This window comes from Pseudomonas sp. FP2254, from assembly GCF_030687695.1.
Classification (GTDB): Bacteria; Pseudomonadota; Gammaproteobacteria; order Pseudomonadales; family Pseudomonadaceae; genus Aquipseudomonas; species Aquipseudomonas quebecensis.
Genome location: NZ_CP117444.1, coordinates 737273 through 759687, shown reverse-complemented (window position 1 = coordinate 759687; position 22415 = coordinate 737273). Strand labels below are relative to the sequence as shown.

Annotated in this window: 14 protein-coding genes, 2 tRNA genes and 3 rRNA genes; 7 read left to right on the top strand and 12 right to left on the bottom strand. The window is 57.4% G+C overall.

The window, feature by feature from the left end:
• Positions 1–56 precede the first annotated feature (56 nt).
• The 10 genes from PSH94_RS03265 to PSH94_RS03220 all read right to left on the bottom strand — a co-directional run bounded on the left by PSH94_RS03265 (position 57) and on the right by PSH94_RS03220 (position 12540).
• Positions 57–2360, bottom strand: a complete 2304-nt coding sequence (locus PSH94_RS03265; RefSeq protein ID WP_305436453.1) for a PqiB family protein — start codon at positions 2358–2360, stop codon at positions 57–59.
• Positions 2353–2976, bottom strand: a complete 624-nt coding sequence (locus PSH94_RS03260; RefSeq protein ID WP_181079550.1) for a paraquat-inducible protein A — start codon at positions 2974–2976, stop codon at positions 2353–2355. Before PSH94_RS03260 ends, PSH94_RS03265 begins: the two co-directional genes overlap by 8 nt.
• Positions 2963–3622 carry a paraquat-inducible protein A gene (locus tag PSH94_RS03255; protein ID WP_181079549.1) on the bottom strand — a complete coding sequence of 220 codons (660 nt, stop codon included), beginning with the start codon at positions 3620–3622 and terminating at the stop codon, positions 2963–2965. Before PSH94_RS03255 ends, PSH94_RS03260 begins: the two co-directional genes overlap by 14 nt.
• Positions 3623–3826: 204 nt before the next feature.
• Positions 3827–3942, bottom strand: a 5S ribosomal RNA gene (rrf, locus tag PSH94_RS03250).
• Positions 3943–4093: 151 nt separating this feature from the next.
• Positions 4094–6982, bottom strand: a 23S ribosomal RNA gene (locus PSH94_RS03245).
• 246 nt (positions 6983–7228) lie between these two features.
• Positions 7229–7304: transfer RNA gene (locus PSH94_RS03240), tRNA-Ala, on the bottom strand.
• Between the two features lie 30 nt (positions 7305–7334).
• Positions 7335–7411 (bottom strand) — tRNA-Ile (locus PSH94_RS03235).
• An 82-nt stretch (positions 7412–7493) separates the two neighbouring features.
• Positions 7494–9030 (bottom strand): 16S ribosomal RNA (locus tag PSH94_RS03230).
• The 16S, 23S and 5S rRNA genes sit together here with 2 tRNA genes alongside, the layout of an rRNA operon.
• Positions 9031–9657: 627 nt before the next feature.
• Positions 9658–11151: a CoA-acylating methylmalonate-semialdehyde dehydrogenase gene (locus PSH94_RS03225; RefSeq protein WP_181080832.1), complete on the bottom strand. Its 1494-nt coding sequence runs from the start codon at positions 11149–11151 to the stop codon at positions 9658–9660.
• A 39-nt stretch (positions 11152–11190) separates the two neighbouring features.
• On the bottom strand, positions 11191–12540 hold the full coding sequence (locus PSH94_RS03220) for an aspartate aminotransferase family protein (protein WP_181080833.1): 1350 nt from the start codon (positions 12538–12540) through the stop codon (positions 11191–11193).
• A 125-nt stretch (positions 12541–12665) separates the two neighbouring features.
• Between PSH94_RS03220 and PSH94_RS03215 the strand changes: the two genes are divergently transcribed.
• The 6 genes from PSH94_RS03215 to PSH94_RS03190 all read left to right on the top strand — a co-directional run bounded on the left by PSH94_RS03215 (position 12666) and on the right by PSH94_RS03190 (position 18686).
• A complete protein-coding gene (locus PSH94_RS03215) occupies positions 12666–13586 on the top strand; it encodes a LysR family transcriptional regulator (RefSeq protein ID WP_181080834.1) in 921 nt (306 codons plus the stop codon).
• Between the two features lie 88 nt (positions 13587–13674).
• Positions 13675–15069, top strand: a complete 1395-nt coding sequence (locus PSH94_RS03210; RefSeq protein ID WP_181080835.1) for a uracil-xanthine permease family protein — start codon at positions 13675–13677, stop codon at positions 15067–15069.
• Between the two features lie 87 nt (positions 15070–15156).
• The gene (locus PSH94_RS03205; protein WP_181080836.1) at positions 15157–15816 is read left to right on the top strand and encodes a TetR/AcrR family transcriptional regulator; all 660 of its coding nucleotides are present in this window, start codon (positions 15157–15159) and stop codon (positions 15814–15816) included.
• Positions 15817–15828: 12 nt separating this feature from the next.
• Complete coding sequence (locus tag PSH94_RS03200; protein WP_253510311.1) at positions 15829–16410, top strand: YigZ family protein; 582 nt, start codon at positions 15829–15831, stop codon at positions 16408–16410.
• A gap of 57 nt (positions 16411–16467) precedes the next feature.
• Positions 16468–17154: an SDR family oxidoreductase gene (locus tag PSH94_RS03195; RefSeq protein WP_305436448.1), complete on the top strand. Its 687-nt coding sequence runs from the start codon at positions 16468–16470 to the stop codon at positions 17152–17154.
• Positions 17155–17327: 173 nt separating this feature from the next.
• The gene (locus PSH94_RS03190; RefSeq protein ID WP_305436446.1) at positions 17328–18686 is read left to right on the top strand and encodes an 8-oxoguanine deaminase; all 1359 of its coding nucleotides are present in this window, start codon (positions 17328–17330) and stop codon (positions 18684–18686) included.
• Positions 18687–18719: 33 nt separating this feature from the next.
• Here the strand turns inward: PSH94_RS03190 and PSH94_RS03185 are convergent, their stop codons facing one another.
• Positions 18720–19811: a calcium:proton antiporter gene (locus PSH94_RS03185; protein ID WP_181080840.1), complete on the bottom strand. Its 1092-nt coding sequence runs from the start codon at positions 19809–19811 to the stop codon at positions 18720–18722.
• 193 nt (positions 19812–20004) lie between these two features.
• Here PSH94_RS03185 and PSH94_RS03180 point away from each other — a divergent pair, with 193 nt between their 5' ends.
• Positions 20005–20958 (top strand): adenosine deaminase, encoded by a 954-nt coding sequence (locus PSH94_RS03180; protein WP_181080841.1) that lies wholly within the window; start codon positions 20005–20007, stop codon positions 20956–20958.
• A 49-nt stretch (positions 20959–21007) separates the two neighbouring features.
• Here the strand turns inward: PSH94_RS03180 and PSH94_RS03175 are convergent, their stop codons facing one another.
• The gene (locus tag PSH94_RS03175) at positions 21008–22378 is read right to left on the bottom strand and encodes an MFS transporter (protein ID WP_181080842.1); all 1371 of its coding nucleotides are present in this window, start codon (positions 22376–22378) and stop codon (positions 21008–21010) included.
• Between the last annotated feature and the right edge of the window lie 37 nt (positions 22379–22415).

Here is a 22415-nt window from a genome sequence, read left to right as displayed (position 1 = left end):
GCCTTTTTGGTTTTTGCAATGATGTTGAGGGCCCCATCGGGGGCAAGCCCCCCGGTTTATCTGCCCAGTGGAATTTTAGGCGCCCAGGTCAGCCATTCGTCTTCAAATTTGTCGAACAGCGCAAAGGTTTGTTGCGGTCGCGCGGCGTTGCCCATGCGCTCGCCTTCCGGCGTCGCGAAGGCAATGCCGCCGGCAACCAGGGTCTCCAGGGATTCGGTGCGTACCGTTGCGCCTTTGAACAGGCCAAAGTCGAGGCCGAAACCGCTGGTGTTCCAGAAGCGGCTGCCGCTGCGCACAAGTGGCGCGTACTTGGGCTCGATCAGGATATGAATCAGCACACGGTCGGCGGTTTGCCCCAACTCGTAGCCGGTGACTTTGCCCACGGTGACCTCACGGTAGGTAACCGGCACGCCTTCCTTCAACGAACCACGACGCGCGGCGCTCAGCACCAGGCTCAGGCCGGCCTCTTGGTGGACGGCTTCCGGCGGCTGGTTCAGCGCGACGAAACTCTTCTGCGGGCCAGCATTTTTCGCTGCCGGTTGCACTTCGATGTACTGGCCGGTGACCAGGGTTTCGAGATTCGAGGTTTTCATCAGGCCCAGCTCAGGCTTGATCACCCAGAATTGGCTGCCGGCCCGCGCGATGCGATCCGCCACTTGGGTAATACGGGCGGTCAGCAGCACCGACTGCATATCGGCACTGAGGTCGACGTTCTCGATCTTGCCGACATCCAGGCCTTTGAAGCGCACAGGAGTTCCCGGACGAAGGCCGTCGGCACGGTCCACCTTGATGGTCACCAGGGTGCCATGTTGGTTGGCCGCTTCACGGTCGGCAAACAGGCGGAAACGAGGGATACGTTTTTTCAGCGGAACGTTGGGCTGTGGCGTTTCGAATGCGATCCCGCCCGCCATCAGGCTGGCCAAGGATTCACTCTTGACCTGGATGCCACCGGTGAGGCCGCCGGTCAGGGTCACGCCGCTGGCATTCCAGAACCGCGTCGAACCGTTGACCAGGTTTTCGTATTCCTTCTCGATGTGAACGCCGATCACCAGTTGCTTGTTCTTGCGCGAGAACTGGTAGCTCTGCACCGAACCGACCTTAACCTGCTTGTAGAGGATCGGGCTGCCGACATCCAGGGAGCCCAGGTTATCGGTGAACAACACCATGTGCAGACCTGGGGAACGCAGGTCCAGCGGTGGCGCTTTGGCGCGCGCGACAAACTCACGTTGCGGAGCACTGCCTTTATCGCCGGGGCGGATGGCGATGTAGTTACCTTTTACCAAGGCTTCCAGGCCGGTGATGCCGGCCAGAGAGATGGACGGCTTGACCACCCAGAATTGAGTGTCCTGTACCAGGTAGTCTTCCGCCAGGGGGTCGAGGGTCAACTCGGCGTTGGCGCTGGACAGATCCGGGTCGATCTTCAAGGTTTTAAGGCTACCGACCTGAATGCCTTTGTACATGACTGGAGTGCGGCCCGCTTGCAGGCCCTCGAAGTCGGTGAGCTTGACCTTGACCCGAATGCCGGCCGCGGCGGCGTCGAAATCTTCGTACAAACGGAACGGCAGACTTGGATCCGTGGGCGGGCTGTCCTTGCGATTCTCCGGAGTAGCGAACGCGATACCGCCGGCGACGATGCTGGAGAGCGATTCGCTGCGTACCTTCACACCGGAGAGATTAGCGTCGATGCTGATGCCGCTCGCATTCCAGAAGCGCGTGTGTTTGCGCACCAGGTGAGCGTAGGTCGGCTCGATATAAAGCTTGATCTCGACCGTGCTCTGGTCTTCGGACAGCAGGTAGCTTTTGACCTGACCAACCTGGATCTGTTTGTAGAACACTGGGCTGCCACGATTCAGTGAACCCAGACGGTCGGCTTTGACGGTCAGGTGCAGGCCGGGCTTGGCGTCCGATAAAGGTGGCTCTTCGGAGAGAGCCTTGAATTTACGCGTGGGTTCGCCATCGCCGGGGCTGGCGGCGATGTAATTGCCGGAGACCAGGGTTTCCAGGCCGGTGATACCGGCGAGGCTGACGCTGGGCTTGACCAGCCAGAAACGCGTATTGGTCTTGAGGTATTGCTCGACGTCCTTGCCCATCTCGATGGTGGCGATTACCCCGCGGTTGCTGCCTTCGTCGTCCAGCGCCAGGGCTTTGACCTTGCCCACGGGCATGCCTTTATAGACCACCTCGGTTTTGTTGACCTGGATGCCTTCGCCGCTTTCAAAGCGCACTTGAATCTCGATGCCCTGTTGTGAGTAGGCACGCCAGCCAAGCCAGCCGCCAATGATCAAGGCAATCAGGGGCAAGACCCAAATTGCCGACCAATTAGAGGAGGGGCGGGTTTTAGCTTTAGGCAAGTCACTCATGGTCGTCGTCCGACTCCGTGTTATCCCAAATCAGTCGGGGATCGAAAGTTACAGCGGCAAGCATCGTCAAGATCACCACACTGGCGAACGCTGCAGCGCCGAGGTTGGCCTCGACGCTGGCAAGTCGTCCAAAGTTAACGACCGCCACCAGAATGGCGATCACGAAGATATCCAACATGGACCAACGTCCAATGAATTCGATAAAACGGTACATCACGATACGTTGTTGTGCGGAGAGCGGCTGATGACGCTGCACCGAAAACAGGAGCAGCCCAATGCCCACGAGCTTAAAAGTCGGCACCAGGATACTGGCGATGAACACCACGGCGGCGATGGGAAACATACCGTGCTGCACCAACTGGATCACACCGGCCATGATAGTGCTGGGTTCTCCCTGGCCGAGTGAGTTGACCGTCATGATCGGCAATACATTGGCGGGGATATACAGAATCGCAGCGGTAATCAGCAACGCCCAGGTACGCACAAGGCTGTCAGGGCGGCGTGCATGGATCAGCGCACCACAACGAGTGCAGGTTTGCTCATCAGTATCAGGCTCTTGCCTGTTCAACTCATGGCATTCGGTACATATCAGAATACCCGCATCAATCGCCCGCATGATCATCCTCTCCTGACAGCGCTTGCCAGATCTGGTGGGGCGACATCACCACCTCAAGCAGGACTTGAACCATTAATAAACTGATAAAGCAGAACAGGCCCAAGCCGATCGTGATGGAGGCCATGTCTGCGAGCTTTACGATCGCTACGAGCACCCCCATCAAATAGACTTCCAGCATTCCCCAATCCTTCATATGGTGGTAGATGCGGTACAGCAGTAACCCGTAACTGCGGCCGATCTTCCAACGAACACTCAGCAACACCAACAATTGGCATAGCAGCTTGAGCAAGGGGATGCCCATGCTGCACAGGAACACCACGATGGACACGCCTTGCATACCGGTGTCGAACAAACCAACAACGCCGCTCCATACGGTATCTTCCGAGGATTGCCCGAGTAGATTGAGCTGCATGATGGGTAGAAAGTTCGCGGGTATGTATAGCAACAAAGCGGCTAGCACCAACGCCAGGCTTCGTTCAATCACGTTATGGCGGTGAGCGTAGAGCTCATAACCGCAGCGCGGACATTGGGCCTTTTCTCCAAGGGCGAGCTCTGGCTTGCGCATCAGCAGGTCGCACTCATGGCATGCCACCAGATCGTCCAGCGGTAAGTCCGATACCTCAAGGGCATCAACTGGATCGGGCATAGGTAGGGCTCTGACTCTAAAAAAGGTTAGGTGCCTATTCTAATGATCTGGTTCAGAAATAACTGTGCAAATTTGTCGGGCGGCTTGACGAGGCGTGTGCAGGCGCAATGGCTGATAACAGTACTCGCGCTGATGCCGGTGGCGCTTTTCGAGCGCCCAAAACAAAACCCCAACTGCTCTCGCAATTGGGGTTTCGGAATTTAATCTTGACGATGACCTACTCTCACATGGGGAAACCCCACACTACCATCGGCGATGCATCGTTTCACTGCTGAGTTCGGGATGGGATCAGGTGGTTCCAATGCTCTATGGTCGTCAAGAAATTCGGGTACTGAGTCGCGGCCAGATGGCCTCGCTTCAGCAAATTGGGTATGTGACAGCTGTCGGTGTTTTGTGAGCGTCGAACTTTCGGTTCATTGCGTCTTCATACACCGCAATCTGGCCTTTCGACTCAAATTGCTTGGGTGTTATATGGTCAAGCCTCACGGGCAATTAGTATTGGTTAGCTCAACGCCTCACAGCGCTTACACACCCAACCTATCAACGTCGTAGTCTTCGACGGCCCTTCAGGGAACTCAAGGTTCCAGTGAGATCTCATCTTGAGGCTAGTTTCCCGCTTAGATGCTTTCAGCGGTTATCTATTCCGAACATAGCTACCCGGCAATGCCACTGGCGTGACAACCGGAACACCAGAGGTTCGTCCACTCCGGTCCTCTCGTACTAGGAGCAGCCCCTCTCAAATCTCAAACGTCCACGGCAGATAGGGACCGAACTGTCTCACGACGTTCTAAACCCAGCTCGCGTACCACTTTAAATGGCGAACAGCCATACCCTTGGGACCGGCTTCAGCCCCAGGATGTGATGAGCCGACATCGAGGTGCCAAACACCGCCGTCGATATGAACTCTTGGGCGGTATCAGCCTGTTATCCCCGGAGTACCTTTTATCCGTTGAGCGATGGCCCTTCCATACAGAACCACCGGATCACTAAGACCTACTTTCGTACCTGCTCGACGTGTCTGTCTCGCAGTCAAGCGCGCTTTTGCCTTTATACTCTACGACCGATTTCCGACCGGTCTGAGCGCACCTTCGTACTCCTCCGTTACTCTTTAGGAGGAGACCGCCCCAGTCAAACTACCCACCATACACTGTCCTCGATCCGGATAACGGACCTGAGTTAGAACCTCAAAGTTGCCAGGGTGGTATTTCAAGGATGGCTCCACGCAGACTGGCGTCCACGCTTCAAAGCCTCCCACCTATCCTACACAAGCAAATTCAAAGTCCAGTGCAAAGCTATAGTAAAGGTTCACGGGGTCTTTCCGTCTAGCCGCGGATACACTGCATCTTCACAGCGATTTCAATTTCACTGAGTCTCGGGTGGAGACAGCGCCGCCATCGTTACGCCATTCGTGCAGGTCGGAACTTACCCGACAAGGAATTTCGCTACCTTAGGACCGTTATAGTTACGGCCGCCGTTTACCGGGGCTTCGATCAAGAGCTTCGCGTTAGCTAACCCCATCAATTAACCTTCCGGCACCGGGCAGGCGTCACACCCTATACGTCCACTTTCGTGTTTGCAGAGTGCTGTGTTTTTAATAAACAGTCGCAGCGGCCTGGTATCTTCGACCGGCATGAGCTTACGGAGCAAGTCCTTCACCCTCACCGGCGCACCTTCTCCCGAAGTTACGGTGCCATTTTGCCTAGTTCCTTCACCCGAGTTCTCTCAAGCGCCTTGGTATTCTCTACCCAACCACCTGTGTCGGTTTGGGGTACGGTTCCTGGTTACCTGAAGCTTAGAAGCTTTTCTTGGAAGCATGGCATCAACCACTTCGTCATCTAAAAGATGACTCGTCATCAGCTCTCGGCCTTAAGATCCCGGATTTACCTAAGATCTCAGCCTACCACCTTAAACTTGGACAACCAACGCCAAGCTGGCCTAGCCTTCTCCGTCCCTCCATCGCAATAACCAGAAGTACAGGAATATTAACCTGTTTTCCATCGACTACGCTTTTCAGCCTCGCCTTAGGGACCGACTAACCCTGCGTCGATTAACGTTGCGCAGGAAACCTTGGTCTTTCGGCGTGGGTGTTTTTCACACCCATTGTCGTTACTCATGTCAGCATTCGCACTTCTGATACCTCCAGCAAGCTTCTCAACTCACCTTCACAGGCTTACAGAACGCTCCTCTACCGCATCACTTACGTGATACCCGTAGCTTCGGTGTATGGTTTGAGCCCCGTTACATCTTCCGCGCAGGCCGACTCGACTAGTGAGCTATTACGCTTTCTTTAAAGGGTGGCTGCTTCTAAGCCAACCTCCTAGCTGTCTAAGCCTTCCCACATCGTTTCCCACTTAACCATAACTTTGGGACCTTAGCTGACGGTCTGGGTTGTTTCCCTTTTCACGACGGACGTTAGCACCCGCCGTGTGTCTCCCATGCTCGGCACTTGTAGGTATTCGGAGTTTGCATCGGTTTGGTAAGTCGGGATGACCCCCTAGCCGAAACAGTGCTCTACCCCCTACAGTGATACATGAGGCGCTACCTAAATAGCTTTCGAGGAGAACCAGCTATCTCCGAGCTTGATTAGCCTTTCACTCCGATCCACAGGTCATCCGCTAACTTTTCAACGGTAGTCGGTTCGGTCCTCCAGTTAGTGTTACCCAACCTTCAACCTGCCCATGGATAGATCGCCCGGTTTCGGGTCTATTCCCAGCGACTAGACGCCCTATTAAGACTCGCTTTCGCTACGCCTCCCCTATTCGGTTAAGCTCGCCACTGAAAATAAGTCGCTGACCCATTATACAAAAGGTACGCAGTCACCCAACAAAGTGGGCTCCCACTGCTTGTACGCATACGGTTTCAGGATCTATTTCACTCCCCTCTCCGGGGTTCTTTTCGCCTTTCCCTCACGGTACTAGTTCACTATCGGTCAGTCAGTAGTATTTAGCCTTGGAGGATGGTCCCCCCATATTCAGACAAAGTTTCTCGTGCTCCGTCCTACTCGATTTCATGACTAAGAGATTTTCGCGTACAGGGCTATCACCCACTATGGCCGCACTTTCCAGAGCGTTCCGCTAATCTCAAAGCCACTTAAGGGCTAGTCCCCGTTCGCTCGCCACTACTAAGGGAATCTCGGTTGATTTCTTTTCCTCAGGGTACTTAGATGTTTCAGTTCCCCTGGTTCGCCTCTTGCACCTATGTATTCAGTACAAGATAACCATCTTATGATGCTGGGTTCCCATTCAGACATCTCCGGATCAAAGTCTGTTTGCCGACTCCCCGAAGCTTTTCGCAGGCTACCACGTCTTTCATCGCCTCTGACTGCCAAGGCATCCACCGTATGCGCTTCTTCACTTGACCATATAACCCCAAGCAATCTGGTTATACTGTGAGGACGACATTCGCCGAAAATTCGAATTTCTCAATTAAGAGAACTCACAAATTTTACCTTAGCCTGATCCGTTACCAGTGAAAGTAACGTTCAGTCTATCTTTCTATCACATACCCAAATTTTTAAAGAACGAACTAGTCAAAGACTAGAAATCAACATTCACCATCGCAGTGATGGAATGCTCATTTCTAAGCTTTATACAACAGAAGCAGTAGTGGTGGAGCCAAACGGGATCGAACCGTTGACCTCCTGCGTGCAAGGCAGGCGCTCTCCCAGCTGAGCTATGGCCCCGTATTTCTACAGGCGTTTCCCACACAAAATTGGTGGGTCTGGGCAGATTCGAACTGCCGACCTCACCCTTATCAGGGGTGCGCTCTAACCAACTGAGCTACAGACCCAATTTCGGGCTGCTTCTTATCGTCTTCTTCAATGAATCAAGCAATTCGTGTGGGAACTTATGGAGCAGCTGATGTCGTCGATTAAGGAGGTGATCCAGCCGCAGGTTCCCCTACGGCTACCTTGTTACGACTTCACCCCAGTCATGAATCACACCGTGGTAACCGTCCCCCCGAAGGTTAGACTAGCTACTTCTGGTGCAACCCACTCCCATGGTGTGACGGGCGGTGTGTACAAGGCCCGGGAACGTATTCACCGCGACATTCTGATTCGCGATTACTAGCGATTCCGACTTCACGCAGTCGAGTTGCAGACTGCGATCCGGACTACGATCGGTTTTATGGGATTAGCTCCACCTCGCGGCTTGGCAACCCTTTGTACCGACCATTGTAGCACGTGTGTAGCCCAGGCCGTAAGGGCCATGATGACTTGACGTCATCCCCACCTTCCTCCGGTTTGTCACCGGCAGTCTCCTTAGAGTGCCCACCATAACGTGCTGGTAACTAAGGACAAGGGTTGCGCTCGTTACGGGACTTAACCCAACATCTCACGACACGAGCTGACGACAGCCATGCAGCACCTGTCTCAATGTTCCCGAAGGCACCAATCTATCTCTAGAAAGTTCATTGGATGTCAAGGCCTGGTAAGGTTCTTCGCGTTGCTTCGAATTAAACCACATGCTCCACCGCTTGTGCGGGCCCCCGTCAATTCATTTGAGTTTTAACCTTGCGGCCGTACTCCCCAGGCGGTCAACTTAATGCGTTAGCTGCGCCACTAAGAGCTCAAGGCTCCCAACGGCTAGTTGACATCGTTTACGGCGTGGACTACCAGGGTATCTAATCCTGTTTGCTCCCCACGCTTTCGCACCTCAGTGTCAGTATCAGTCCAGGTGGTCGCCTTCGCCACTGGTGTTCCTTCCTATATCTACGCATTTCACCGCTACACAGGAAATTCCACCACCCTCTACCATACTCTAGTCAGTCAGTTTTGAATGCAGTTCCCAGGTTGAGCCCGGGGATTTCACATCCAACTTAACAAACCACCTACGCGCGCTTTACGCCCAGTAATTCCGATTAACGCTTGCACCCTCTGTATTACCGCGGCTGCTGGCACAGAGTTAGCCGGTGCTTATTCTGTCGGTAACGTCAAAACCATCACGTATTAGGTAATGGCCCTTCCTCCCAACTTAAAGTGCTTTACAATCCGAAGACCTTCTTCACACACGCGGCATGGCTGGATCAGGCTTTCGCCCATTGTCCAATATTCCCCACTGCTGCCTCCCGTAGGAGTCTGGACCGTGTCTCAGTTCCAGTGTGACTGATCATCCTCTCAGACCAGTTACGGATCGTCGCCTTGGTGAGCCATTACCCCACCAACTAGCTAATCCGACCTAGGCTCATCTGATAGCGCAAGGCCCGAAGGTCCCCTGCTTTCTCCCGTAGGACGTATGCGGTATTAGCGTCCGTTTCCGAACGTTATCCCCCACTACCAGGCAGATTCCTAGGCATTACTCACCCGTCCGCCGCTCTCAAGAGAAGCAAGCTTCTCTCTACCGCTCGACTTGCATGTGTTAGGCCTGCCGCCAGCGTTCAATCTGAGCCATGATCAAACTCTTCAGTTCAAACATCTTTGGGTTTTTAAGAAACCCTAAACTTGGCTCAGCAATCGTTGGTTACATCTTTGATTTCTCGCGGAGTAACTTGTGATGCTGATAATCTTGTTGACTATCAGTCTGACTCCACAAGCACCCACACGAATTGCTTGATTCAGTTGTTAAAGAGCGGTTGGTTAAGATCTTTCGTCTCAACCGAGGCGCGCATTCTACAGCAGCCTCATTTGCTGTCAAGTGATTATTTTCAGAAGTTTTCGAAGATTTCTTCAACAACTTCAACCACTTGCGCTTCCGATCTCTCGTTAGCGGGAGGCGAATTCTACAGCGTTACACGCTGCTGTCAACACCTCTTTTTCTCCGCTTTCGACCGAGAAGATCGAAACGTTAATAGAGCCAAACAACCTTGCCCTACCAACTCCTTCTGGGCTTCGATGAACTGAAGCGATCCGCTGTCGAATTCTGCGTAACTCTTTGTTTACCAAGGAGTTTTCCGTTTCGACTGCGCCGGAAGTGGGGCGAATTATAGACTTCTGGAATCTGCCGTCAACCCCTATTTTCACAATTCTGTCATATCGACCTAAATGCACCCAAAAACACAAAAGCCGGTCCTACGAACCGGCTTTTCGCTACAGCGTCTTACAGGCTGGGGAAAGCAAACTGCGACGCTTCATGACTGGCCCGCTGCGGCCAACGCTGGGTAATCGCCTTGCGACGAGTGTAAAAACGCACACCATCGGGCCCATACGCATGCAAGTCGCCAAACAATGAGCGCTTCCAGCCACCAAAGCTGTGATAGGCCACCGGCACCGGCAATGGAACGTTCACACCCACCATGCCCACTTCGATTTCGTCACAGAACAGACGCGCCGCCTCACCATCGCGGGTGAAGATACAGGTGCCATTGCCGTACTCGTGATCATTGATCAGCTGCATCGCCGCTTCCAGGCTGTCCACCCGTACCACGCACAGCACCGGCCCAAAAATCTCTTCTTTATAGATACGCATCTCAGGGGTCACGCGATCAAACAGGCTGCCGCCCAGGAAAAATCCCTGTTCATGCCCGGCAACACTTAGCCCGCGGCCATCGACCACCAACTCAGCCCCGGCTGCCACACCGTCTTCTATATAGCCGCTGACCTTGTCCCGCGCCTGACCAGTGACCAATGGCCCCATATCCAGGCCGCAGGAGGTGCCCGCACCAATCTTCAAAGCCTTGACCTGCGGCACCAGCTTGGCAATGAGTGCATCGGCGACCTGGTCACCCACGCACACCGCGACCGAAATCGCCATGCAACGCTCACCGCAGGAACCATAGGCAGCGCCCATCAAAGCACTGACCGCATTATCCAGATCCGCGTCAGGCATCAACACCGCGTGGTTCTTCGCTCCGCCCAGCGCCTGTACGCGTTTGCCGCGCTTGGTCGCTTCGCAATAGATGTACTCGGCAATCGGCGTCGACCCTACAAAGCTCAGCGCTTTAACTTCAGGCGCCTCGATCAACGCATCCACCGCCCCCTTGTCTCCGTGTACCACGCTGAGGACGCCTCTAGGCAGACCGGCTTCCTGCAACAGTTGCGCGATCAGCAGCGTCGAGCTTGGATCGCGCTCCGAAGGCTTGAGAATGAAACAGTTGCCGCAGACGATCGCCAGCGGGTACATCCACAGAGGCACCATCGCGGGGAAGTTGAACGGCGTGATACCCGCCACCACGCCCAACGGCTGAAAGTCCGACCACGCATCAATGTTCGGACCAACGTTACGGCTGTATTCCCCCTTGAGAATCTCCGGCGCCGAGCACGCGTACTCCACGTTCTCGATCCCGCGCTTGAGCTCACCGGCGGCATCTTCCAACGTCTTGCCATGTTCCTCGCTGATCAATTGCGAGATACGGGCCTCGTTCTGTTCCAGCAACTGCTTGAAACGAAACATCACCTGGGCGCGCTTGGCCGCCGGTGTATTACGCCAAGCCGGGAACGCCGCCTTGGCAGCGTCGATTGCACGCTGGATGGTTTCACGACTGGCCAAAGGCACTTGGTGAATCACCTGACCGGTGGACGGGTTGTATACGTCGGCACTGCGACCGTTGTCGTTGACCAACTCGCCGTTGATCAAGTGCTGGATAAGGCTCATGCAGGGCTCCTGAAAAAGTGTTCTATATAGAAGGAAAAATCAGTCGATTTTGTTCAGCACGTCGCCGACCGCATCGAACAGGCGATCCAGATCCTGCGGCTTACTGTTGAAGGTTGGTCCGAACTGCAGGGTGTCCCCGCCAAAACGCACATAAAACCCGGCTTTCCACAGGGCCATGCCGGCCTCAAATGGGCGCACGATGGCGTCACCGTCACGCGGGGCGATCTGGATCGCACCCGCCAGGCCATAGTTGCGAATATCGATCACATTCTTGCTGCCCTTCAAACCGTGCAGTGCATTCTCAAAGTGCGGAGCCACTTCGGCGACGCTCTGCACCAGATTTTCCTTCTGCAGCAGGTCCAAAGCGGCCAGACCCGCCGCACAGGCAACCGGGTGCGCCGAGTAGGTGTAGCCATGCGGGAATTCCACCGCATACTCCGGCGTCGCCTGGTTCATGAAGGTGTGATAGACCTCGCTGCTGGCAATTACCGCCCCCATCGGGATCGCGCCGTTAGTGACCTGCTTGGCGATGCACATCAAATCCGGCGTCACCCCGAAGCTGTCGGCGCCGAACATCGAACCCGTGCGACCGAAACCGGTGATCACCTCATCAAACACCAACAGGATGTTGTGCTGGTCGCAAATCTCACGCAGACGCTTAAGATAGCCCTGCGGCGGCACCAGCACGCCCGCCGAACCCGCCATCGGCTCGACAAACACCGCGGCGATATTCGACGCATCATGCAGCTCGATCAACTTGAGCAGCTCATCGGCCAAGGCGATGCCACCCTGCTCCGGCATGCCTCGAGAAAACGCATTGCTCGCCAGCAAGGTGTGGGGCAGGTGATCCACATCCATCAGCCCCTGACCAAACAGCTTTCGGTTGCCGTTTACACCACCGAGGCTGGTGCCGGCGATGTTTACACCGTGATAGCCACGCGCACGACCAATCATCTTGGTCTTGGTGGCCTGACCTTTGAGGCGCCAGTACGCACGCACCATTTTCACCGCGGTGTCGGCGCACTCAGAACCGGAGTCAGTGAAGAACACATGATTAAGGTTGCCGGGTGTGAGGTCGGTGATCTTTTCCGCCAGTTGGAAGGACAGCGGATGACCGTACTGAAAGCCAGGCGAGTAGTCCAAGGTGCCCAACTGCCTGGCCACCGCCTCCTGGATTTCCTTGCGCGTGTGCCCGGCGCCACAGGTCCAAAGACCCGACAGCGAGTCATAAACCTTGCGCCCTTTGTCATCCGTCAGCCAACTGCCCTCGGCCGCGACGATCAAACGTGGATCGCGCTGAAAATTGCGGTTGGCGGTGTACGGCATCCAATGCGCATCCAATTTCAGTTGGCTGGCCAGGGACGAAGGGGCGTTTTCGGGCATGTTCATCAGCAAAACCTCGCAGGGCAAAAGGCAGCGTCGGGATTGAAAAGCGTTCTTGCAGCTAAATTGACACGACGATAAAGTCGGTGAAATTCAACTCTTCTAACCTTCAGTCAGGGCGTCACTAAACTATGAGCATCCGTCGTCCCGACCCCCTGGCCCAAGTCAGCGACTTCGATATTCGTTTATTGCGCATCTTCCGCAGCGTGGTGGAATGCGGCGGGTTCTCTGCCGCCGAAACCGTGCTCGGCATCGGGCGCTCGGCCATCAGCCAACAAATGAGCGATCTCGAACAGCGACTGGGTCTAAGACTTTGCCAACGTGGCCGCGCGGGGTTCTCACTCACCGAAGAAGGTCGCGAGGTGTACCAGTGCGCCCTGCAATTGTTGAGCGCGCTGGAGAGTTTTCGCACCGAGGTCAATGGCTTGCACCAGCATTTGCGTGGCGAGTTGATCATCGGTCTGACCGACAACCTCGTCACCCTGCCCCACATGCGCATTACACATGCCTTGGCACAATTGAAAGAACGCGGGCCGGACGTGCAGATACAAATCCGCATGATCGCGCCCAACGAAGTGGAACAAGGCGTACTCGATGGCCGCCTGCATGTGGGCGTCGTGCCTCAGGCCAGCGCTCTGTCCGGCCTGGAATACCAGCCGCTCTACAGTGAACGTTCGCTGCTCTACTGCGCGGTGGGTCATCCGCTGTTCTATGCCGACGACAAGGCGCTGGACGACGCACGCATCGACAGCCAGGACGCCATTGCCCCGACCTTCCGCCTGCCCGCGGACATCCAGGCCCGCTATCAGGCGCTCAATTGCACCGCCAGCGCCTCGGACCGCGAAGGCATGGCATTCCTGATCCTCACCGGTCGCTACATCGGCTATTTGCCCGATCACTACGCAGGCCTCTGGGTGCAACAAGGCCGACTGCGCGCGCTGAAACCGACTACACGTTTTTACGATTTGAGCCTGGCATCGGTCACGCGCAAGGGCCGTCGCCCTCATTTGGTGCTGGAAAGCTTTCTCGACAGCCTGGCCGCAACGCGCTAATTCAGGCCCAGGCACAAAAGTTGAGCAGCTGGACAGCTTTTTGCAAGGGCATCAGGACTTGGAACCGTCCGCCTAGAGTTTGCCCGCCATGCCACCTGAATCTTCCACCCCCAGCGATTTGATCTACGGCCTCAACGATCGCCCGAAACCCGCCGCCGCCCTCTTGGCCGCTCTGCAACATGTGTTGGCCGCGTTTGTCGGAATCATTACCCCGCCGCTGATCATCGGCTCCACCCTCGGCCTTACTGCACATTTGCCCTACCTGATCAGCATGGCCTTGATGGTGTCCGGTGTAGGCACATTCATCCAGGCGCGTAGGCCATTTGGTATTGGCGCCGGAATGATCTGCCTGCAAGGCACCAGTTTTGCGTTTCTCGGCGCGGTGCTGTCAGCCGGTTTTCTGGTCAAACAACGCGGCGGCAGCCCGGAAGACATCATGGCGATGATCTTCGGCGTGTGTTTTTTCGGCGCAGCCGTGCAGATCGTCCTCAGCCGTTTCATTGGCCAGTTGCACCGCGTAATCACACCGCTGGTCACCGGCATCGTGATTACGCTGATCGGCATCAGCCTGATCAAAGTCGGCATTACCGACCTGGGCGGCGGCTTCAATGCCGCCGATTTCGGCGCTCCCACCAACCTGGCGCTGGGGCTGTTCGTGGTGCTGACGATCATTTTGCTCAATCGCTCGGACACGCCGTGGGTGCGCCTTTCGGCGATCATCATCGGCCTGGCCCTGGGGAGTCTGGCGGCCTGGTTTAGTGGCAAGCTGGTGCCTCAGTCCCTGCCGAATTTGCCTCTGGTCAGTTTGCCGATACCGTTTCGGTTTGGTTTCAACTTCGACTGGAGCGCTTTCCTACCGATTGCACTGATCTATCTGATCAGCAGCATCGAAACCGTCGGCGACCTGACCGCCAATTGCATGATCGCCCGCCAGCCCATCAGCGGCCCCTCCTATATAAGCCGACTCAAAGGCGGCGTGCTGGGCGACGGTGTGAGCTGCATGATCGCCGCCACCTTCAGTGCATTTCCCAACACCACCTTCGCGCAGAACAACGGCGTGATCCAACTCACCGGCGTCGCCAGCCGTTACGTCGGCTTATATATCGGTGGAGTGCTGTTTTGCCTCGGTCTGTTTCCGCTGATCGGGGCGGTGCTGCAGCAAATCCCCAAGCCGGTATTGGGCGGCGCGACCCTGGTGATGTTCGGCAGTGTCGCCGCCGCAGGCGTGCGTATCCTTGCGCAGGCGCCACTGGACAGACGCAGCATGCTGATCATCGCCACTTCATTCGGCGTCGGCCTGGGAATCGCCGCTCAACCGAACCTGCTGCACCTGATGCCCGCACTGATACAGAACCTGTTCGACTCCGCCATCACCAGCGGCGGCCTGACTGCGATTGTGCTGTGCCTGCTGCTGCCGGAAGCCAAAACCCCCGGTGCTGCCGCAAACCACGCAGTGGAAAGCGACACGCTGGAATCACTTTGACGGTTTTATTGCATCGGGACTTGTCTGGGGCTTGAGGGTGGGTTATCTGTGCACACGTCGTCTCTATCGATCAGCACGGTAATCTCCATGAGCCTCGAAGTTCCTGCCCACAGCAACCACGCCGGTAAGCCCGCCAGCCGCATTCGGCAAAAGAACGAACAAGCGATTCTGCAGGCTGCTGAAGATGAGTTCGCGCGTCATGGTTACAAGGGCACCAGCATGAATACCATTGCTGCCAGCGCCGGGCTGCCCAAGGCTAACTTGCATTACTACTTCACCAATAAGCTGGGCCTGTATATCGCGGTGCTCAGCAATATCCTCGAGCTGTGGGACAGTACCTTCAACGCTCTGACCGCCGAGGACGATCCCGCCGAAGCACTGACCCGCTATATCCGCACCAAAATGGAGTTTTCACGCCGCCAGCCCCAGGCCTCGCGGATCTTCGCCATGGAAATCATCAGCGGCGGCGAATGCCTCACCGAATATTTCAGCCAGGACTACCGCGCCTGGTTCAGCGGGCGCGCGGCGGTGTTCCAGGCGTGGATCGACGCCGGCAAAATGGACCCTGTCGACCCCGTCCACCTGATCTTCCTGCTGTGGGGCAGCACCCAGCACTACGCCGACTTCGCCACCCAGATCTGCCGTGTCACCGGGCGCACTCGCCTGACCAAACAAGACATGGACGACGCCGGCACCAACCTGATCCATATCATTCTCAAAGGCTGCGGCATCAAGCCGGCCCTCTAGACGAAGCAACCTATGCCTTTCACGCTCACCGGCCTTTGCGAGTTTCGTGAAGAGATACGCAAAAGCCGCTTTATAACCCTCGCCGCACCGATTACCAGCCCCCAGGACGCCCAGGCGTTTTTCGAGCAGCACAGTGTCCAAGACGCCACGCACAACTGCTGGGCCTGGAAACTGGGCGATCAGTACCGCAGCAACGACGATGGCGAACCTGGCGGCACGGCCGGCCGACCGATCCTGGCCGCCATCGAGGCGCAAGGCTTCGACCAGGTCGCGGTACTGGTTATCCGTTGGTACGGCGGCATCCAACTGGGCACCGGAGGGCTCGCCCGTGCCTATGGCGGTGGCGCGAATAAATGCTTGCAAAACGCCGAGCGCATCGAGCTGATCAGCCGCGTGCCGTTGACCTGTGCCTGCGGTTTCTCCGAATTGAATCTGGTCAAACTGCGTGTGGCCGAACTGGGCGGGCTGGTGGTGGAAGAAACCTTCACCGCCAATGGCGTCGAACTGCAACTGGCCCTGGGCGAGGCGCAGATCGAAACCCTGCAGACCCAACTCGCCGACTTGAGCCGTGGCCGCATCCTCCTGCAACGCTGAAACTGCTACTGTTGTGCGCTGAAACTCCCTGAACCGCGATTTCATAGGAAGCCTTTCATGTCTACGTCAAAAACCGCATTGATCATCGGCGCCTCCCGTGGGCTGGGCCTCGGCCTGGTCAAGCAACTGCTCCAGGACGGTTGGGACGTGACCGCCACCGTGCGCGATCCGAACAAGGCCGATGCGCTGAAAGCCGTTGGTCCGGTGCAGATCGAGAGACTCGACATGGACGATCAGCAAGCCGTAATCGCCCTGAATCAGCGGCTCAAGGACCGCACCTTCGATCTGCTGTTCGTCAATGCCGGCGTCAAAGGCCCGGATAACCAGGAACCCGGCCACGCCACCCTCGCCGAAGTCGGCAAGTTGTTCTTCACCAACGCCGTAGCGCCGATCAACCTGGCCCAGCGTTTTGTCGGGCAAATCCGCAAAGACAGTGGCGTGTTGGCGTTCATGAGTTCGGTGCTGGGCAGCGTCACCATTGCCGACGGCTCCGACATGGCGCTGTACAAGGCCAGCAAGGCCGCGCTCAACTCCATGACCAACAGCTTCATCACCCAGCTTGGCGACCATCGGCTCACCGTACTGTCAATGCACCCGGGCTGGGTGAAAACCGACATGGGCGGCGAAAACGCACACATCGATGTCGACACCAGCGTGCGCGGCCTGGTGGATCAAGTGAACGCCTTCAGCGGCAAGGGTGGCCATCACTTCGTGGACTACAAAGGCGACACCATTGCCTGGTGAACATTAAGGAAATACATGTGGGAGGGGGTTGTCCTTCCCACACAAATCAATCCACTTTCCTACAAACCGAACTCCACGTAATCTAGCGCCTCGCCCCACCGGCGACCCTGGATCAGCAGACAGGGCAACACTGAGCTGGCAAACCTGAACCCATCATTCAGAGGAGCCGGCCAATGCCTGCGACCCGTATCTGGTTAAAAAACCCCCTCGCGATTTTCACCGCCAATGGTCTCGATGCCCGTGGCGGCCTGGTGGTGCAAGACGGCGTAATCGTCCAAGTGCTGGCACTCGGCCAAGTACCTGCGCAGCCTTGTTCACAGGTATTCGACGCCCATGAGCATGTGGTCCTGCCCGGTCTGATCAACACCCATCATCACTTCTACCAGACCCTCACCCGCGCCTGGGCGCCCGTGGTCAATCAGCCCTTGTTTCCGTGGCTGAAAACCCTCTACCCGGTCTGGGCGCGGCTGACCCCGGCAAGGCTCGCCCTGGCCACGAAAGTGGCGTTGGCCGAACTGTTGCTCTCCGGCTGCACCACGGCGGCCGACCACCACTACCTGTTCCCCGACGGCCTGGAACACGCTATCGACGTGCAAGTGGACAGCGTGCGCGAACTGGGCATGCGCGCGATGCTCACGCGCGGTTCCATGAGCCTGGGCGAGGCCGATGGCGGCCTGCCACCGCAACAGACCGTGCAACAAGGCCAGGTGATCCTGGACGACAGCCAGCGCCTGATCCGCGCCTACCATCAACGCGGCGACGGCGCACAGATCCAGATTGCCCTGGCACCTTGCTCGCCGTTTTCAGTCACGCCGCACATCATGCGCGCCAGCGCCGACCTGGCCACTCAACTGGATGTGCGCCTGCACACTCACCTGGCCGAAACCCTCGACGAAGAAGATTTTTGCCTGCAACGTTTCGGCCTGCGCACGGTGGATTACCTCGACAGCGTCGGCTGGCTCGGCCCACGCACCTGGCTGGCCCACGGCATTCATTTCAACCCGGATGAAATTGCACGCCTGGGGCAGGCCGGCACCGGGATCTGTCATTGCCCAAGTTCCAATATGCGCCTGGCCTCGGGCATCTGCCCGACCCTGGACCTGATCGCCGCCGGTGCGCCGATCGGCCTGGGCGTGGACGGCTCGGCCTCCAACGATGCGTCGAACATGATCCTCGAGGCGCGCCAAGCCCTGTATATCCAGCGCCTGCGTTATGGCGCGCAGCACATCACCCCCGAGGGCGTGCTCGGCTGGGCCACCAAAGGCTCGGCACAGTTGTTGGGCCGTACGGACATCGGCGAATTGGCCGTCGGCAAACAAGCCGACCTGGCGCTATTCAAGCTCGACGAGCTGCGCTTTTCCGGCAGCCATGACCCGATTTCGGCGCTGCTGCTGTGCGGCGCCGACCGAGCGGACCGGGTGATGATCGGCGGACAATGGCGAGTCATCGACGGACAGGTGGAAGGCGTGGATTTGAAAGGCCTGATCGCCGATCACACCCAGGCGGCGCGAGCGTTGATCGCCGGAACCTGATCCAGCCCCCTCGCCTGCGGGGTTCGGCGCAGCTTACAGGCCCAGCAGCGACAACATGATAAAGGTCGCAAACAGCACAAAGTGGGTCATCCCTTCGATGGCATTCGTCTCGCCATCGTTGAGGTTGATCGCACTGACGATCAACGTGATAAACACCATCACGGTTTGCACGGGGGTCATTGCCATCTGGAACGGTTGGCCGGTGTAGAGCGCCATGGCCTCCATCACCGGCACAGTCAGGATCACCGTCGACAACGAGGCGCCCAACGCGATGTTAACCACCGACTGCATTCGGTTGGCCAAGGCGGCGCGCAAGGCCGTCAGGATTTCCGGCGCTGCCGAAATGGCCGCCACCACAATCGCCGTCACCACCGGCGGCGCGCCGGTGCCTTCAAGGCCAAGGTCGAGGGTCTTGGACATCACCTCCGCCAACGCACCGATCACCACCACGCCAAACACCAAAGTACCAATGGAAAACGCCAGGCTGACCGGCGCCGCTTCCTCTTGCGTCGGCAACTTCTTACGGCGTTTTTCCGGGTAGCTGTAGCTGAAGAAATAACTGTGCGGCCCCACCTGCATCCTCAGGAACAAGGTGTACAGCACGACCATCGCGCCGATGGTGAACGCTGAGTAAATTTTCCAGTCGCCCTCGGGGATAAATTCCGGCACGACCATCGATACACCCATGGCAGTGAGGATCATCACACTGTAGGTGCGCGCCGAATCGTCGTTGTAGGACTGTTCGCCATGTTTGATCCCGCCCATCAGCGCGGCCAGACCCAGGATGCCGTTGATGTCGAGCATCACCGCCGAGTAAATGGTGTCGCGCACCAGGGTCGGTGACGGTTCGTTACTCATCATGATCGCCAGGATCACCACCTCCACCAGCACGGCCGCGAGTGTCAGGATCATGGTGCCGTAGGGGTCGCCGACTTTTTCCGCCAGTTGCTCGGCATGGTGCGCCACGCGCATCGACGCCATCACGATAAACGCAATCAACGCCAACCCCGCGAGCAACGCCACCATTTGCCCGCTGTGCAGCATCCAATGCTCCAGCGGATAGGCGGCGATGGCGGCAATCAGCGCCAGCAGCATGAATTTTTCTTGCTTGAGGGATGTGAGCATTCCGGGCCTTTTAGTGCGGCAAATCAGTCATTGATGGGGTACAGACTGCGCCACGCCGCTAACGTTTCGTTACACCTTAGTTCACGTCGCCCTTGCGCGAGTTAAACCAATACTCTCCTGCTGGTCAGGTTTTGCCGATTATTTCAGCCATGGCCTGTAGAATGCGGCGATTGCACCTGATGAGAATTTAGACATGTACGATTGGCTCAACGCCCTGCCCAAGGCCGAACTGCACCTGCACCTGGAGGGCTCGCTGGAGCCTGAGCTGCTGTTTGCCCTGGCCGAGCGCAATAAAATCGCGCTGCCGTGGAACGACGTCGACACCCTGCGCAAGGCTTACGCCTTCAACAACCTGCAAGAATTTCTCGACCTGTACTACCAGGGCGCCGATGTACTGCGCACCTCCCAGGACTTCTATGACCTGACCTGGGCCTACCTGCTGCGTTGCAAAGCCCAGAATGTGATCCACACCGAACCATTCTTCGATCCGCAAACCCACACCGATCGTGGCATCCCCTTCGAAGTGGTGCTGAACGGCATCGCCGCCGCGCTCAAAGATGGCGAACAGCAATTGGGTATCACCAGCGGTTTGATCCTCAGCTTCCTGCGCCACCTGAGCGAAGCAGAAGCCGAGAAAACCCTGGACCAGGCCCTGCCGTTCCGCGATGCGTTCGTGGCCGTTGGCCTGGACAGCTCGGAAATGGGCCACCCGCCAAGCAAGTTCCAGCGCGTGTTCGATCGCGCACGGCATGAAGGCTTCCTCACCGTGGCCCACGCCGGCGAAGAAGGCCCACCGGAATACATCTGGGAAGCCCTCGACCTGCTGAAAATCGAGCGTATCGACCACGGCGTGCGCGCTATCGAAGACGAGCGCCTGATGCAACGCATTATCGACGAACAGATCCCGCTCACCGTGTGCCCGTTGTCGAACACCAAGCTCTGCGTGTTCGACGACATGGCCCAGCACAACATCCTCGACATGCTCGAACGGGGCGTGAAAGTGACGGTGAACTCGGACGACCCGGCGTATTTCGGCGGCTATGTCACCGAAAACTTCCACGCGCTGTATGAATCCTTGGGCATGACCCAGGACCAGGCCAAACGCCTGGCGCAGAACAGCCTGGATGCGCGGTTGATCAAGCCGTAACAAAAAAGGGAGGGTGCCTGCACCCTCCCTTCTTTTTTGGCCACGGTTTTCAGGCTTCGGCCAATTCTTCGAGGGTCTTGCCCTTCGTCTCCATCCCGAACACCCACACCACCAGCGCCGCCACCGCAAAACACAACGCGCCCAGGGCAAACACCCCGCCCTGCCCGGTCACCGGAAATACCAGTCCGGTCACCAGCGGCCCGAGCAATGAGCCGACCCGACCGATCGCCGAGGCGAACCCGGACCCGGTCGCTCGCGCCGAGGTGGGGTACAACTCCGGCGTGTAGGTATAGAGCACCGCCCACATGCCAAACAAAAAGAACTGCATCAACAGTCCGGTGGTGATCAGCAAACCGACATTGCCGCCAAACACCGCACTCTGCCCATACAGAAACGCCATCACACCGCCGCCCAGCAGCGTCACCACGCACACCGGCTTACGCCCCCAGCGCTCGACCAACCAGGCCGCCATCAAAAAGCCGGGAATCCCGCCCAGGGAAATGATCACCGTGTAATACACCGATTGGGTCACCGCAAAACCGGACTGCTGCAACAGCGCGCTCAGCCATGAGGTCAGCCCGTAGAAACCGAGCAAGGCAAAGAACCAGACGCTCCAGATCATCAGCGTGCGCCGGCGATACTGCGCCGACCACAATTGCTGGAATGCCGAAAAGAAATTCCCCGGCACGCTCTGCACCCGTGGCAGGCCAATCGGTTCCGGCAAGTCGGCGCGCCCCAGAGAGGTGCGCACTTTGTGCTCGATCCCCAGCAACACTTTGTCCGCCGCGTCATGGCGTCCAGCCTGTTCCAACCAGCGCGGCGACTCAGGGATGAAAAAGCGAATCGCCAGCACAAACACCGCCGGTACCGCCAGCACCAGGAAGATGTCGCGCCAGCCGATCACCGGCAGCAGGAAATACGAGAGCACCCCCGCCGCGACAAAGCCCAACGGCCAGAAACCGTCCATCAACGCGATATAACGCCCGCGTGCCTTGGCCGGGATCAGCTCGGACAGCATCGACTGCGCAATCGGAAACTCCATGCCCATGCCGATCCCCAGCAGGATACGAAACAGCGTCAACATCTCCACGGATTGCGCCGTCGAACACAGGTAGCTGGCAATCCCCCACAACACAATGCTCCACTGGAACACCGGCTTACGCCCGAAACGATCGGCAAGCATCCCGGACAAAGACGCGCCCACCACCATGCCGAAAAAACTCGAACTGGCGAGCAGGCCTGCCTGGGCGGTGCTCAAGCCGAATTCGGCTTTGATCGAACCCAGCAGGAACGTCATCATCGCCAGGTCCATGGAGTCGAAGAAAAACGCCAAGGCGATGATGATAAAAATCACCCGGTGATAACCGCTGATGGGTAACCGTTCGAGCCGTTCCGCCGCACTGAAACCTTGCATACCCATGCCGCACCCCCTGTTGAAAAAAACCCTCGGCGAGTGT

Excerpts from the sequence above, each read along its gene's own strand:
- PSH94_RS03265 (WP_305436453.1), bottom strand. The coding sequence starts at position 2,360 with ATGAGTGACTTGCCTAAAGCTAAAACCCGCCCCTCCTCTAATTGGTCG.
- PSH94_RS03260 (WP_181079550.1), bottom strand. The coding sequence starts at position 2,976 with ATGCGGGCGATTGATGCGGGTATTCTGATATGTACCGAATGCCATGAG.
- PSH94_RS03255 (WP_181079549.1), bottom strand. The coding sequence starts at position 3,622 with ATGCCCGATCCAGTTGATGCCCTTGAGGTATCGGACTTACCGCTGGAC.
- PSH94_RS03225 (WP_181080832.1), bottom strand. The coding sequence starts at position 11,151 with ATGAGCCTTATCCAGCACTTGATCAACGGCGAGTTGGTCAACGACAAC.
- PSH94_RS03220 (WP_181080833.1), bottom strand. The coding sequence starts at position 12,540 with ATGAACATGCCCGAAAACGCCCCTTCGTCCCTGGCCAGCCAACTGAAA.
- PSH94_RS03215 (WP_181080834.1), top strand. The coding sequence starts at position 12,666 with ATGAGCATCCGTCGTCCCGACCCCCTGGCCCAAGTCAGCGACTTCGAT.
- PSH94_RS03210 (WP_181080835.1), top strand. The coding sequence starts at position 13,675 with ATGCCACCTGAATCTTCCACCCCCAGCGATTTGATCTACGGCCTCAAC.
- PSH94_RS03205 (WP_181080836.1), top strand. The coding sequence starts at position 15,157 with ATGAGCCTCGAAGTTCCTGCCCACAGCAACCACGCCGGTAAGCCCGCC.
- PSH94_RS03200 (WP_253510311.1), top strand. The coding sequence starts at position 15,829 with ATGCCTTTCACGCTCACCGGCCTTTGCGAGTTTCGTGAAGAGATACGC.
- PSH94_RS03195 (WP_305436448.1), top strand. The coding sequence starts at position 16,468 with ATGTCTACGTCAAAAACCGCATTGATCATCGGCGCCTCCCGTGGGCTG.
- PSH94_RS03190 (WP_305436446.1), top strand. The coding sequence starts at position 17,328 with ATGCCTGCGACCCGTATCTGGTTAAAAAACCCCCTCGCGATTTTCACC.
- PSH94_RS03185 (WP_181080840.1), bottom strand. The coding sequence starts at position 19,811 with ATGCTCACATCCCTCAAGCAAGAAAAATTCATGCTGCTGGCGCTGATT.
- PSH94_RS03180 (WP_181080841.1), top strand. The coding sequence starts at position 20,005 with ATGTACGATTGGCTCAACGCCCTGCCCAAGGCCGAACTGCACCTGCAC.
- PSH94_RS03175 (WP_181080842.1), bottom strand. The coding sequence starts at position 22,378 with ATGGGTATGCAAGGTTTCAGTGCGGCGGAACGGCTCGAACGGTTACCC.